The sequence below is a fragment of the Leptothrix ochracea genome (assembly GCF_041083635.1).
Lineage (GTDB): Bacteria > Pseudomonadota > Gammaproteobacteria > Burkholderiales > Burkholderiaceae_C > Sphaerotilus > Sphaerotilus ochraceus.
The window spans coordinates 36856-50104 of sequence record NZ_JBFPHB010000007.1 but is presented as its reverse complement, the minus strand read 5'-3'; the positions used below and the strand labels follow the sequence as shown (position 1 = coordinate 50104).

Annotated in this window: 10 protein-coding genes; 7 read left to right on the top strand and 3 right to left on the bottom strand. The window is 61.8% G+C overall.

Features of this window, described 5'->3' with window-relative positions:
* Window positions 1–8: 8 nt before the first annotated feature.
* On the top strand, window positions 9–701 hold the full coding sequence (locus AB3X39_RS03265; RefSeq protein WP_369415925.1) for an RnfABCDGE type electron transport complex subunit B: 693 nt from the start codon (window positions 9–11) through the stop codon (window positions 699–701).
* On the opposite strand, the gene AB3X39_RS03260 is transcribed toward AB3X39_RS03265, so the two are convergent.
* Both AB3X39_RS03260 and AB3X39_RS03255 read right to left on the bottom strand, forming a co-directional pair.
* The gene (locus AB3X39_RS03260; protein WP_369415924.1) at window positions 702–6176 is read right to left on the bottom strand and encodes a two-partner secretion domain-containing protein; all 5475 of its coding nucleotides are present in this window, start codon (window positions 6174–6176) and stop codon (window positions 702–704) included.
* Between the two features lie 44 nt (window positions 6177–6220).
* Window positions 6221–7885, bottom strand: a complete 1665-nt coding sequence (locus tag AB3X39_RS03255; RefSeq protein WP_369415923.1) for a ShlB/FhaC/HecB family hemolysin secretion/activation protein — start codon at window positions 7883–7885, stop codon at window positions 6221–6223.
* Between the two features lie 208 nt (window positions 7886–8093).
* Between AB3X39_RS03255 and AB3X39_RS03250 the strand changes: the two genes are divergently transcribed.
* The 6 genes from AB3X39_RS03250 to AB3X39_RS03225 all read left to right on the top strand — a co-directional run bounded on the left by AB3X39_RS03250 (window position 8094) and on the right by AB3X39_RS03225 (window position 13037).
* Complete coding sequence (locus AB3X39_RS03250) at window positions 8094–9845, top strand: type I restriction-modification system subunit M (RefSeq protein ID WP_369415922.1); 1752 nt, start codon at window positions 8094–8096, stop codon at window positions 9843–9845.
* Between the two features lie 130 nt (window positions 9846–9975).
* Window positions 9976–10956 carry an Abi family protein gene (locus AB3X39_RS03245; RefSeq protein WP_369415921.1) on the top strand — a complete coding sequence of 327 codons (981 nt, stop codon included), beginning with the start codon at window positions 9976–9978 and terminating at the stop codon, window positions 10954–10956.
* 113 nt (window positions 10957–11069) lie between these two features.
* On the top strand, window positions 11070–11171 hold the full coding sequence (locus AB3X39_RS03240; RefSeq protein WP_369415920.1) for a DUF4160 domain-containing protein: 102 nt from the start codon (window positions 11070–11072) through the stop codon (window positions 11169–11171).
* A gap of 8 nt (window positions 11172–11179) precedes the next feature.
* Window positions 11180–11434, top strand: coding sequence for a DUF2442 domain-containing protein (locus tag AB3X39_RS03235; protein WP_369415919.1), 255 nt, complete (start codon window positions 11180–11182; stop codon window positions 11432–11434).
* Window positions 11434–12738: a restriction endonuclease subunit S gene (locus tag AB3X39_RS03230; RefSeq protein ID WP_369415918.1), complete on the top strand. Its 1305-nt coding sequence runs from the start codon at window positions 11434–11436 to the stop codon at window positions 12736–12738. The genes AB3X39_RS03235 and AB3X39_RS03230 overlap by 1 nt, the downstream gene beginning before the upstream one ends.
* Window positions 12735–13037, top strand: a complete 303-nt coding sequence (locus tag AB3X39_RS03225) for an addiction module antidote protein (RefSeq protein WP_369415917.1) — start codon at window positions 12735–12737, stop codon at window positions 13035–13037. Before AB3X39_RS03230 ends, AB3X39_RS03225 begins: the two co-directional genes overlap by 4 nt.
* Here AB3X39_RS03225 and AB3X39_RS03220 read toward each other — a convergent pair.
* Entirely contained in the window at window positions 12979–13233 is a 255-nt protein-coding gene (locus AB3X39_RS03220; RefSeq protein ID WP_369415916.1) for an ATP-binding protein, read from the bottom strand. The two genes, AB3X39_RS03225 and AB3X39_RS03220, sit on opposite strands and share 59 nt — an antisense overlap.
* Between the last annotated feature and the right edge of the window lie 16 nt (window positions 13234–13249).

The following is a 13249-nucleotide window of genomic DNA, read 5'->3' as shown; positions in this document are numbered from 1 at the left end:
TCGGCCGGATGAATGTCGTTGTCATCCAGTCGCTTCCATCGGCCCCGTCGGTTCAGCAGATTCACGCGCTGCTCCCCCAAACCCAATGCACCCGCTGCGGGTACCCGGATTGCCTGAGCTACGCTCAAGCCATCCACCGGGGTGAAGCGGCCATCAACCGCTGCCCCCCGGGAGGGGCGCAAGGTATGCAGCGCTTGGCCCAGCTCACGGGCCAAGCTGAACAGCCCCTTGATCCCGACTGTGGCGGCGAAGGTCCACGCCACGTCGCGGCAGTGAACGAAGCGTGGTGCATCGGCTGCACGCTGTGCATCAAGGCTTGCCCGGTGGATTGCATCCTCGGCTCGAACAAGCACATGCACACCGTCATCGAAGCCGACTGCACCGGCTGTGGTCTGTGCATCCCCGTTTGCCCGGTGGATTGCATCGACTGGATCGACATCACCCCCGGCCAAGTCGGCTGGGCGGCATGGAGCCCTGCTGAAGCAGCTTCAGCCCTGAAGCGCTACACCGAGCGCAACGTCCGTCAGGCGCGGGCGCAGGCTGAACATGCGCAGCGGCTCGAAGCCAAAGCGCACGACAAACTGGCGCACCTCGACACGCTCACCAAAGCCAACGACGAGGCCGAGTTGGCCCGCAAGCGGGCCGTGGTCGAAGCCGCCTTGACCCGCGCGCGCCAAGCACGCGAGGCCATGGGACGCTGATCACTGGATGCGGATTTCGACCCGACGGTTCTTCATCCGGCCCTCGGCCGTGGTGTTGGGCGCAACCGGCACCGTTTCAGCCCGGCCCACCGTGCTGATGCGATCGCGTGCAACACCCTTCGACACCAAGTACTCCCGCACCGCATTGGCCCGACGCTCGGAGAGCCTCACGTTATGGGCGTGTGATGCCGTGCTGTCGGTGTGACCGGCGATGTTGATCTTCTGCTGACCCGTCATGCGCGGCACCAAATCCGCCAAGCCCTGCTTGGCTTCGGGACGGATGACCGACTGATCCACGTCGAACAGCACATCGCCAGAAATCACAATCGGCGGCGGTTCTTTGGCGACTTCCTTGTTCGGCAACGGATCCTTCGCTACCGGCTTCACCTCCGGTGCGCAGGCCGGCACTTCGACCTTGGGTGCAGGGGCACAGACCGGCGCAACTGCCGGCTCAGCCTTGTAGGTTGGGGCAGCCATGACCTGATCTTCAGCCGCGCTGCGGCTCACCAACATCTTCGGGTGGCCAAAACGAGCCGCTGCCGCGTCAGCCTTGATGGCCGGCACCGCCTGAGCCACCGGCACCGCACCACTGGCCAAAGCCAAGATGTTGGCGTTGCTGGCCACCGTGTCCGCAAAGGTGTAGTTCAGCGCGTCCGTTCCGCCCAAGGCGCGGGCAATGGTGGCGTTCTTGCCCGTGCCGACCAGCGGATCGACAAAGGTACCGCTCTGCACCAAGCTGACCTGATCCGTACCGATCACACCCACCAACGTCGCGGTCGAAGCCACGGGAGCCACAGTGTTGCCGTTGAAGAACTTGTCTTGCGCAGCCGAAGTTCCCGTCACAGTCAGCGCCTTGGGCGTGATGTCCGCCGTGGTCGTGCTGGGTTGAACCGCGTAGTTGGCCGCCCCAGCACCATTGATGACGTTGGTGATGTTGACCGTCTTGGCCACGCCGGCGTTCTTATTCGCAAACACCGCTGTTTGCGGCGTGACCAAGGCCACCGCCGCAGCATCGGCCGGGAACACGCCTTGCAAGGTACCGGCCGTGGTGATGGTGGTGGCGGTGGTTGCGTCGTAGACCTTGGAAGCGACCGTCGTGCCCGTCACAGTCAGCGGCGCCGGGGTGATCACCCCCACATTGGCGGTGATGGTGCCGCCGCTCACGCTGGCCGGATCGACTTGGTAGCCGTACACCGGCTTGGCCGCTGCACCCACCCCACCGTTGGTCGCGCTCGCCACGGTCACACCTGTAGCGGTCACCGGAATGGCTGTACCCACATTGGGCGAAGCGTAAGTGGCCGAAGTCAGCCCCAGATTCACGACATCCCCATCCACCACACCCACGCCCACCATGCTCGGTGTGGCCGGTGTCGCAGGCACGGTCGGTGCAGCCGTCGGCGCCACCGGACCAGCGATCAAGGTCAAGCCGTTGGGGGTCAAGACGGTGTTGGTCGTGTCATAGACCTTTTGCGCCGCGCCGCCCAAGGTCGGCGTGATCAGGGGTGCCAAAACATACAACACGCCGTTGCCGGTGCCCAGCGGCGTGGTGGTGCCGTAGACCGCGTTGTATTGCTTGTAGTCATAGGCCAGATTGCCGCGCACATCCGAGCGCGGATCGACCGACCAAAGCTGCCACGTGCTGTTGGGTGCGGTCAACGCCGACGCCGTACCCGCCACTTGGTTGGAGAAGTTCGTATGCGTCACCAAGGTCATCGCCACCGGGGCCGTGCTTGACGTCGCAGCGGTGGAGCTCAAGCCCTGGTTGAGGGTCAAGCTTTGACCCGCTTCCATCAGCAAGGTGCCCGCCAGCGTGGCTTGCACGTTGTTGGTGATGCTCTTGGGCGTGCTCACTTGCAAAGCCGTGCCGGCAGGGGCCAGCTTGGGCAGCAACATGGCTTGCGCCGGCTGCGTCGAGGCCAACCAGACCGCCCCCACCTGCGTCATGCCGTTGGCGCTCCAGTTCGGGCTGCTCAGCACAAAGTCACCGTTGCTGAGTGCTTTGATGCTCGATCCGCCCAAATCGTTGGTGGTGCTACCGACCAACGAATTGCCGGTCGCGCCCGAGGTGACTAACCCCACGCCCGGTCCGGTGCCGTTGGTGGCCACCGTGATCGCGCCAACCATCGGCGCCGCACTGCTGTTCCACAGCGGACTGCTGACCACGTAATTGCCCGCACTCAGCGCCGTCACGCCGCCCGAGCCCACTTGGTCATTGACCACCGAGCCGGTCAAGGAGTTGGTCGCGGCCACCACGCTGGCGGTGCTGGCCGTGCCCGAAGCCCACGTCACGGCACCCACGTTGGGCGCGGCACCGTCCCACAAGGGGCTGCTGATGACGTAGTTGCCATTGCTCAAAGCGGTCACGCCGCCTGAGCCCACTTGATCCAACGCTGTCCGACCGACCACCGAGTTAGCTGTGCTCACACTACCTGCCGCAGCCGCCGCCCCGTTGGCCCATGTCACCGCCCCGAGTTGCGGCACGGTCGCACTGGACCAAAACGGGCTAGCCACCACGTAGTTGCCGTTGTTCAGTGCGGTTACACCGCCCGAGCCAATGCGGTCATTGGTCGTGCCGCCCACCATCGAATTGGCGGCACTCACCGCGCCACTCACCCCCGTGGCACCCGTGCCCCAAGTCACAGCACCGACGTTAGACATGGCCGAGGTGGCATCCCACATCGGACTAGCCACCACGTAGTTGCCGTTGCTCAGCGCCGTCACGCCACCCGAACCCACTTGGTCGTTATCGAGACTGCCGACCAACGAATTGGTGCGGCTTACCGTACCAGCCAGACCTGCGCCACCGTCAGCCCATGTGACGGCCCCCACTTGGGTCTTGGTCGAACCCAAGCCAGCCCACATGGGGCTATCAACCACATAGTTGCCGTTGCTCAAGGCCGTCACACCTTGGGAGCCCACCTGATCAAAAGCAGCCGTGCCAACCAGCGAATTCGCCGGATTCACTGCGCCGGCCACGCCAGATGCCCCCGAGCCCCACGTCACCGTGCCGGCCGAAGTGGCACTGCCGTTGCTCCACGCTGGGCTGCTGACCACGTAGTTGCCGTTGCTCAAGGCGGTGATGCCACCTGAGCTGACTGCGTCCCCCACCGTGCTGCCGACCAAGGAGTTGGTGGCGTCCACCGCCGCCGCCCCCTGCCCAAGCCCGCTACGCCATGTGGCGGCCCCTAAAGCACCGCCCCAGTTCGGACTGCTGACGACGTAATTGCCGCTGGGCCCTTGCAAGGCCTTGACACCGCCCGAACCCACGCGGTCACCAAAGACACTGCCGGTGAGCGAATTGGCGCCCGACACCACGCCGGTGCTGCCCGCCAAACCATCGCCCCACGTCACCGCCCCCATCTGTGAGCCCCACATCGGGCTGGCCACCACGTAGTGCCCATTGCTCAAGGCGGTCACACCACCGGAGCCCACGGCATCCAAGGCGGCACCGCCCACCAGCGAGTTGGTCGCTGACACCGAACCGTTGACGCCTGCACTGGCGCTGACCCACGTCACCGCCCCGGCCTCCGCTTGGGCCAGGTTGCTCCAAGCTGGGCTGCTGATCACCGCGTTGCCGTTGCTCAGCTTGGTCACGCCGCCCGAACTCACGTGGTCACCCGCGCGCGCGCCGTAAACGGCCGAGATCAGGCTGCCCGTGCTACCGCTATAGAGGTACGCCGCACCGGCGCCCGGCCCGCCAAAGTTGTCATTGGGCGAAGCCACCAAAATGTTGCCGCCGCCCACTTCGACCACACCACCCGAGCCGTGCATATCACCCGTGGCTGGATTGGGATCGACCAGCGGGGTGTAGCTCTGCTTGGCCGGTGTGGCGTCGATGATGATCGGATCGTTCGAGCTCACCCGCACCACGCCCCCAGTCCCCGCATTGGCCGAGCCGCGCATGGCAAAGGGCTGCGTCACCAGCACCGCCGGGGGCGGGGTGGTTTGCAGCAACTGCGGGGCCTTGTTGCTGTAGAGATCAATGTGACCATTCGGGCCGGTGACAGCGGAGCCGTCGTAGGTGCCCAAACCGTCGGCTGAGACGACGATCTTGCCGCCCGCGCCCAAAGCACTCAGCGTGCTGGAGGCATTGACGCTCACGTCCGTGGCCTTGGTCAAGGTGCCCGGTGCGGTGGCGGTCCAGCCTGCCGTGGCACTGCCCGTCGGCGCATCACCCCCGACCAACACCGTGCCCCCGGTCGTGACCCCATCCGCGTTCAATGCAGCACCCGCCAAGGTCAAGGTGGTGGCACTCACCACCACTTGACCGCCGACGTCCCCCTTGGCTTGGGCTTGACCCGAAAGGAAAGCACTCGACGAAGCCGTCGATCCGCCATCAAGCACCACCTGCCCCCCCGCCATGCCCGCACCTGTGGCGTTGGCAGTGATCAGCCCTGATTGGGTTTGCAGCAGGGTTTGCGTGGCATGGAGACCCACTTGCCCCCCGGGGCCGCCGCTACCATCGGCATGGATGGCCCCGCTTTGCAACACGCTGCGACCCGCCATCTGCACTTGACCCCCTTGGATCCCAGACGCATCCAGCGTGCCCGCTTGGGACACCACGTCGCCGGTAAGCTCAATCACCCCGCCCTTGAGCGCGATGCCTTGGGCAAGCACCGAGCCGGTGTTGTTGACCACCGCGCTGATGAGCGCGTTGGTCGCTGCGGCCGCGCTCAGTTGCACATGGCCGTCATCGGCCTGAATCTGCCCGGCGTTGGTCACCGAAGCTTGCAAGGCACCCGTGTTGATCACGGCCTTGAGCAAGCCGTTGGCCCCCACGTTCAGCACCACATCGCTGCCAGCGGCCAGCACCACATTGCCCTGCGGGGCGGTGATCTGCCCACTGTTGACCACTTGGTTGCCGATGAGGGCCACCGTGCCGCCGGTGTCGGTGGTGATGTGGCCGTCGTTGCGCACCGCCGCCGTGCTGGGGCCGGCAAACTTCAGCGTCCCCGCCATGAAGTCGCTGTCCAAGGTCTCCAAGGTTGAAGCCAAGAAACCGTGCAGGTTGACGCTTGCGCCCTGGCCGACCAACACCCCGTTGGGGTTGATCAAGTAGACCTGCCCGTTGGCATTGATCTGACCCATGATCTGGCTGGGGGTGGATCCCACCACCCGGTTGAGCGTCACACCACCCGCTGGCTGCGCGTAAGTCACCACCGAGCTGCTACCCACGTCATAGGTGCCCCAGTTGATCACCGCCCGCGTGGTGGACTGGGTGATGGTCAGGCTGGTGGGTGTGGGGTTGGCGATCACCGCTGTGCCCCCAGGCTGCACCACCCCCCCGGTGGGCAAGGCGTTCGGCGCCAAAGCCAAGCTGCCCATGGATAGGCCGAGCAGCCCCACACCAAGGCCCAAGCTCACGACCGCTTGACGGCCCTTGCGCCCACCTTTGCCACGGCCCCGAGCGCACTCCGGCGCGGGCACATGACGTTGAACTTCTTCGTTCCAAACCAAGCGATATGAATGATTCATGACAAAACTCCTTGAATTTTTTGCACGTACGGTTTGGACCGAACTCAGAAACTCTTCGACACCAGCAACCAGAAACGCGGACGGCGATCCACATCGGCGTTCACCACGCCGGTCGAGCGCATCGCCACGGCGGTCTGCAACAAGATCCGCTCGGGGATCCACTTCTTATCCAGACCCAAACCCACCCCAGCCATCTTCAAAGGGTTGTTCAGATCGGTCGGCAGGGGGTTGTGAGCCACACGGCCCGAGCCGCTGTCAAAAAACAGCTTGGCGTTCAAGTCATCGCCCCACGCTTGGGCCAGTTCAGCGCTGACAAGCGTGGCGTCGTCGGCCGCGCCCTCACCCGTGGCGTAGGCCCGAACCGCTTGTGGGCCGCCAAGGCTGAACTTCTCGGAGGTATCGAGGTTCTTGCCCGCCATCTGAGCGGCGGCGCGCAAGCCCAACGACAGGCCGCCCGACCACGCCATGCGGTACTCGGCGTTGAAGCCGAACTTCAGGTAGTAGCCCTCGGTGTTCAAAGCGTCGGTGGCCGAACCGAGGGCGTCCAACACCAAATGCCCCAGATTCATGCTCAGCAAGCCTTGGGCGGTATCGCCGCCTGCCGGTGTCCACGCCCCCAACAGCCCCAGCGACAAGACTTGGGCGTGCTTGGAGATGGGCGCCGTGTTGGCCACGTCATCAAAGCTCTTCAAATCAAAAGCGCCTTGAGCCAGCACGTTGCGCGTGGTGCTGCGCAGCAGCGGCTTGGCGCCGAACACCGTCAAATCGGTCGCCAGCCCATGGCCGTCGAGCCACGAGAAGTTGGAGCCCAGCTTGTAGGTCATCAACGCACCCGCCACCCCCACTTGGGTGCCGTCATGGCCATACGGGGTTTGCCAAGAGGCACGGCCAAAATTGAAACCCGCACCCGTGGTCATGGCCACCAGATCAAGCTGGTCGCCAAAGCGCCAGGGGCTGGTCATGCTCAAGTAACCACTGAGGCGGTATTCGCCGGTGTAGTGGTTGCCGTAGTTATCCAGTTGCACCCGGCGCGCCAAGATGTGTTCGTTCTTCACCTTGACGTCGAGGTCGGTGGTGCCCACCACCGCGCCCGGCTTGAGCAGCGACTGCACCTGCACGCCCGGCACATCGCTCAGGATCAGCAAGTCGTGCTGCAACGGCTCACCTTGCAACAAGTCACCGGGGTGGAAAGCGCTCAAGTAAGGCCGAACGCTGTCGGTCTCGTTGCTTGGCTCGACCGCCAAATTGAGCTGCCCCAAGCGCCCTTCACGCACCGTGATCTCCACGATCCCGTCGGTGATCTTTTGCGCCGGCAAGAAAGCGCGGGCCAAAAAGTAGTCGCGCGCACGGTAGTACGTGCTGATGCGCTCGGGCAGCGCTTGCAGTTCCTTGAAGCTCAACTGCTTGCCGCGTGCGTCAGCCACCAAGGCCTGAATCTCACTGTCAGGAAAGGCCGAGACCCCGTTGATCTTGAAGCCCTTGACGGGGACTTTCAGCTCAACCACCACCCGAAATTCCTCGGTCTGCGTCATCTGCCGTGACTCGGCTTCCGTGCGGGGCAGCACTTCAATTTCTGGGCGCGGGGTCGGTACGATCACCGTTCCGGGCACGGCCCGCATCAAATCACCGGCATTGGGTGCCGCCGCAAAAACGATGGAAGGAAAGAGGCTCAGAACGAGTGCACGGCGCGTTGATAGATAAGGAAACATCAAGTTTTCTCCCTTGACAATTTGAATCGCGACGTTATAGCCGAGTTACAAACTTTTTTTTACATCACTTGACCGAATATAAACCCCTGAATAAGGGGGGCGATTTGATCTAAACGTGTGAACTTATCTCTACTTAAGCTTGGAACCTCTCCCTGAAGGCTTACAACCCCCAGTCTTCACCGCTAACATCTTGTCCCCCAAAAATTCCATGAACCAACCCAGTCTTTCCGCCTTCATCTGGTCGGTGGCCGATCTGCTGCGCGGCGACTACAAGCAAAGCGACTACGGCAAGATCATCCTGCCCTTCACGGTGCTGCGCCGGCTCGACTGCGTGCTGGCCCCGACCAAAGAGGCTGTGTTGGCCGAGTGGGCGAGCAAGGCCGCCGTGGACATCAACCCCGAGCCGTTTGTGTTGCGCAAGGCCGGGCACACCTTCTACAACCGCCATGCGCTTGATCTGAGCAAACTGCTGGGCGACCCGGATCACATCGCTCAGAACTTGGACAGCTACGTGCATGGCTTTTCAGCCGAAGTGCGCGATGTCTTTGAGCGCTTCGAGTTCCAAAGCCACGTAGAGCGTCTGGCCAAGGCGGGCTTGCTCTATCCGGTGACGGAGAAATTCGCCCAAATCGACTTGCACCCCGACCGGGTCAGCAACATGCAGATGGGGCTGGTGTTTGAGGAGCTGATCCGCAAGTTCGCTGAAATCAGCAACGAGACCGCTGGCGAGCACTTCACCCCGCGTGAGGTGATCCGGCTGATGGTGAACCTGATCTTCATCGAAGACGACGCCATCCTGAGCAAGCCCGGCGTGGTGCGCACCCTCTATGACCCCACCGCCGGCACCGGCGGCATGCTCAGCGTGGCGGGTGAATATCTGCTTGAACACAACCCGCAGGCCCGCCTGAGCGTGTTCGGCCAAGAGCTGAACCCCGAGTCCTACGCGATTTGCAAGGCAGACATGCTCATCAAGGGCCAGAACGTCGCCAACATCGCCTTCGGCAACACCTTGAGCGACGACGGCCACGCGCATCAACATTTCGACTACATGCTCTCAAACCCGCCCTTCGGCGTGGAATGGAAGAAGGTCGAAAAAGACGTGCGCCGCGAGCACGAGCAGCAAGGCTTCGACGGCCGCTTCGGCCCCGGTCTGCCGCGTGTGTCCGACGGTTCGATGCTGTTTTTGCTGCACCTGATTGCCAAGATGCGGCCCGCCGATCAAGGCGGCTGCCGCTTTGGCATCGTGCTCAACGGCTCACCGCTGTTCACCGGCGGCGCCGGCTCCGGCGAGAGCGAGATTCGCCGTTTTGTGATTGAGAACGATCTGCTCGAAGCCATCGTGGGCCTGCCGACCGACATGTTCTACAACACCGGCATCAGCACCTACGTCTGGATCCTCAGCAACCGCAAGCCCGAAGCGCGCCGGGGCAAAGTGCAGCTGATCGACGCCAGCGGCTGGTGGCAAAAGATGCGCAAGAGCTTGGGCTCAAAGCGCAAGGAGCTGGGCGAGGCCCACATCGAGCGCATCACGCAGCTTTTTGGCGACTTTGTGGCGGCCGAGGACGACGACGGCAAGCCCGTGAGCCGCATCTTTGACAACGAAGCCTTCGGCTATCACAGCATCACCGTCGAGCGCCCCTTGCGCCACGGCGACGAGCACGGCCAGCCGGTGCTGGGCACCAAAGGTAAGCAAAAAGGCAAACCCCAACCCGACCCCGCCCTGCGCGACACCGAAAACGTGCCGCTGTCTGAATCGGTCGCCGACTACTTCACCCGCGAAGTCCTGCCCCACGCCCCCGACGCTTGGATCGACCCCGAAAAAACCAAAGTCGGCTACGAGATCCCCTTCAACCGCCACTTCTACGTCTTCAAACCGCCGCGCCCGCTTGAACAGATCGACGCCGAACTCAAGGCCAGCACCGATCGGATTCTGGAGATGATTCGGGGGCTGTCGGCGTGAGCCACGTGCTGTTTTCTGCCTGCATCCGCCCTGCTGAGGTAGCGCAATGCGCTAGAATCTTCCGCAACACACCCGCCATGCCTCTCAACGATGCACACTCTGGCGGGTTTTTTACGTTCGGGAGCGACCTGTGACGGTCTTCGACAAGCCGGCGCTCGACATTGATGGGCAGCTGACAACCCTGCGTGACCGTGGCTTGCTGATCACTGACGAAGCCTATACCCGGCACGTCCTGACCCATATCGGCTACTACCGCCTGTCGGCCTACACCCGGCCGTTCTATCTGAGTCCCGAGACCGAACATCACTTCTTGGCGGGAACGACGATTGATGACGTGCTGGCCGTATACGCCTTCGATCGGGAACTGCGGCTGCTGCTGCTGGATGCCATCGAGCGGCTGGAAGTCGCCTTGCGCGCCCAGCTCGCCAACACTCTGGCGGTGCATCACGGGCCACACGGCTATCTGGATCCCGCCGTGTTCGACAGCCGCTACCGGCACAGCTGGCTGCTCGACAAGCTAGAACAGGCGTCCCGGGAACGCGAGGTCGAGGCTTTCTTGGCGCATTACCGCAGCAAGTACACCGCCGCGCCGACCCAGCCGCCGATCTGGATGGCCGTCGAACTGCTGACCTTCAAGGAAGTCTCGACCCTGTTTGCGAACCTGCGTTTGGCTACAGACACCCAGCGCATCGAAACCCATTTCGGCCTGCGGTTTCCATTGCTGAAATCGTGGTTTCGCAGCCTCTCGGACCTGCGCAACCTGTGCGCCCACCATGCCCGCGTCTGGAACCGGGAATTCGGCAGCCGCCCGGAGATCCCGAAACGCCTGCCACCGAACTGGCCCGACCTTCCGGCCGCGATTCCGACCGGTTCACAGCGCACGCCCGGCCAAACGCTCGACCCACGCCGCCGCCTTTACATGCAACTCGTCGCCATTCAATCGTTGATGAACACCGTCAGCCCCGGGAGCCACTGGGCCTCACGCCTGATCCAGCTGCTGGATCGCCACCCCCGCATGTCTCGCCCGCACATGGGTTTCGTGCCGGGATGGGAGTCGGAACCACTTTGGCGCCCTGCCGTCGCGCAAGCCCGGGCAGGGAGCATCGCATGAGTTTCCCCAAATATCCCGCCTACAAACCCAGCGGCGTCGAATGGCGGAGGGATACCTCCGTTCTCATCGGCGATATCTACTTTTAAGCGTTATCCCAACAAAGCAGGTGTCCTATGCCCACTATCAGCATGTTCTACGGCATCTTGGTCTTGATGTTCTCCCGTGACAATCGGCGCCACAATTTGCCTCACATCCACGTCCGCTCGCTGCAATGAGGTGAATCATGTTGCTGGACTTGAAAACCGTCTCGCCTCTGCCGAACTTTCAGCTCGATCTTGAATTTGAAAACGGCGAACAACGCCGCTTTGATATGCGTCCGCTGTTGGTGATGAAACCCTGGAACCGCATCGCCACGCCTGCGCTGTTTGAACGCGTTCGGGTGGACTACGGCACCGCCGTCTGGCCCGGCGAAATCGATATCGCTCCAGAAACCCTGTACGACGATTCCGTGCCTCTGCCCCAACCCGAGTCCAACTGATGAGTTTCCCCAAATATCCCGCCTACAAACCCAGCGGCGTCCCTTGGCTCGGCGACGTGCCGGAGCATTGGGAGGTGAAGCGACTCAAATACAACTTGTGTTTACTCACCGAGAAAACAAACAGCAGAAATAATCCTGTCGCGCTTGAAAATATAGAAAGTTGGTCAGGTCGTTTTATTTCCACTGAAACAGAATTTGAAGGTGACGGCATAGCATTTGAGCGCGGTGATATTTTATTTGGCAAACTGCGACCTTATTTAGCAAAAGCACTTCTTGCTGATAAAGCAGGCGAAGCTGTCGGTGATTTTCATGTTATGCGCCCGCAGGCACAAATTGAACCGAGGTTCGCACAGTACGCCATACTTAATCGAAGCTTTATTGATATGGTGGATGGTTCAACCTTCGGGTCGAAAATGCCACGCGTGAGCTGGGAATTCTTGGGAAATATGTTGACCCCAACACCCCCACTCTCCGAACAATCCGCCATCGCCACCTTCCTCACCCGCGAAACCTCCAAAATCGACGCCTTGGTCGCCGAGCAGCAAAAGCTCATCGCGTTGCTGAAGGAAAAGCGCCAAGCCGTCATCTCGCACGCCGTGACCAAAGGGCTGGACCCATCGGTGCCGATGAAGGATTCAGGGGTGGAGTGGCTGGGGGAGGTGCCGGAGCATTGGGATGTTGTGCCCATGAAAAGAGCATGCGGCCTTTTAAAGGATGGCACACATCTGCCACCGCCAAGAGTTGATGATGGCATTCCGCTGTTAAGCGTTCGAAATCTTCAAGAAGGCATCTTCGGCTTACTTGATGATGATTCATTCATATCAGAACAAAGCTACAATGAACTCTGTCGCGGGTTTATTCCGCAAGCAAATGATGTTCTGTTAGCGATTGTTGGCGCAACACTTGGCAAAACCGCAGTCATTCCAAATAATCTCGGCAAATTTCATATCCAGCGCAGTCTGGCAATTTTTCGTACACTTGGCATATTACATCCACATTGGCTCTGGTATTTATTCCAATCCAAAGGATTTCAAGCGTTACTTTGGGAGTACGTAGGTTACTCTGCCCAGCCAGGTATTTATCTAGGAACTTTGTCTGAATTTAAAATCCCACTTCCACACTTGCAAGAGCAAGAAAACTTGCTGGCGTACCTGTCAAATGAGACTACTAAATTTGACACCCTGATCGCCGAAGCCCAATCCGCCATCGCCTTGCTGCAAGAACGCCGCACGGCGCTGATTTCGGCGGCGGTGACGGGGAAGATGGATGTGCGGGGGATCATCGCCAAGGAGATCGATCTGTGAGCACCATCAAGATTCAGCCATTTGACATGGCCAACTACCTCGGTAGCGAAGAAGAAATCACCGAGTACCTGCGCCAAGTGCTGGAAGACGGTGATCCGGCCGAGCTGGGCGCGGCGCTGGGCAACATTGCTCGCGCACGGGGCATGAGCCAACTGGCCCGCGATACCGGCCTGTCACGCGAGAGCCTGTACAAAAGCCTGTCCGGCGAACGTGCGCCCAGCTCGGAAACGCTCTTCAAGGTCATGCGGGCCTTGGGCTTCCAATTGACGATTCAGCCGAGCGTGCATCGCCCATCGTGATCACCCCGAAGGGGCATTTGGCGGCGCATTTGCGGCAGCCGGTGCAGGTGTCGGCGTCGTGCAGCACCGAAGTTTTGCGCCCGTGCTCCACCTCCAGCGACAGCAAGTGCAGGTGACAGCTCGGCACGCACCAGCCGCAGCCGGTGCAGCGGGCGGTGTTGATGATGGGGATGAGGCGCGGGTGGGCGGGCTTCATGGTGCTCAAGCATAGA

Bases quoted from the DNA above. Each gene is read 5' to 3' on its own strand.
- AB3X39_RS03265 (WP_369415925.1), top strand. From the start codon at position 9: ATGAATGTCGTTGTCATCCAGTCGCTTCCATCGGCCCCGTCGGTTCAG.
- AB3X39_RS03260 (WP_369415924.1), bottom strand. From the start codon at position 6,176: ATGAATCATTCATATCGCTTGGTTTGGAACGAAGAAGTTCAACGTCAT.
- AB3X39_RS03255 (WP_369415923.1), bottom strand. From the start codon at position 7,885: ATGTTTCCTTATCTATCAACGCGCCGTGCACTCGTTCTGAGCCTCTTT.
- AB3X39_RS03250 (WP_369415922.1), top strand. From the start codon at position 8,094: ATGAACCAACCCAGTCTTTCCGCCTTCATCTGGTCGGTGGCCGATCTG.
- AB3X39_RS03240 (WP_369415920.1), top strand. From the start codon at position 11,070: ATGCCCACTATCAGCATGTTCTACGGCATCTTGGTCTTGATGTTCTCC.
- AB3X39_RS03235 (WP_369415919.1), top strand. From the start codon at position 11,180: ATGTTGCTGGACTTGAAAACCGTCTCGCCTCTGCCGAACTTTCAGCTC.
- AB3X39_RS03230 (WP_369415918.1), top strand. From the start codon at position 11,434: ATGAGTTTCCCCAAATATCCCGCCTACAAACCCAGCGGCGTCCCTTGG.
- AB3X39_RS03220 (WP_369415916.1), bottom strand. From the start codon at position 13,233: ATGAAGCCCGCCCACCCGCGCCTCATCCCCATCATCAACACCGCCCGC.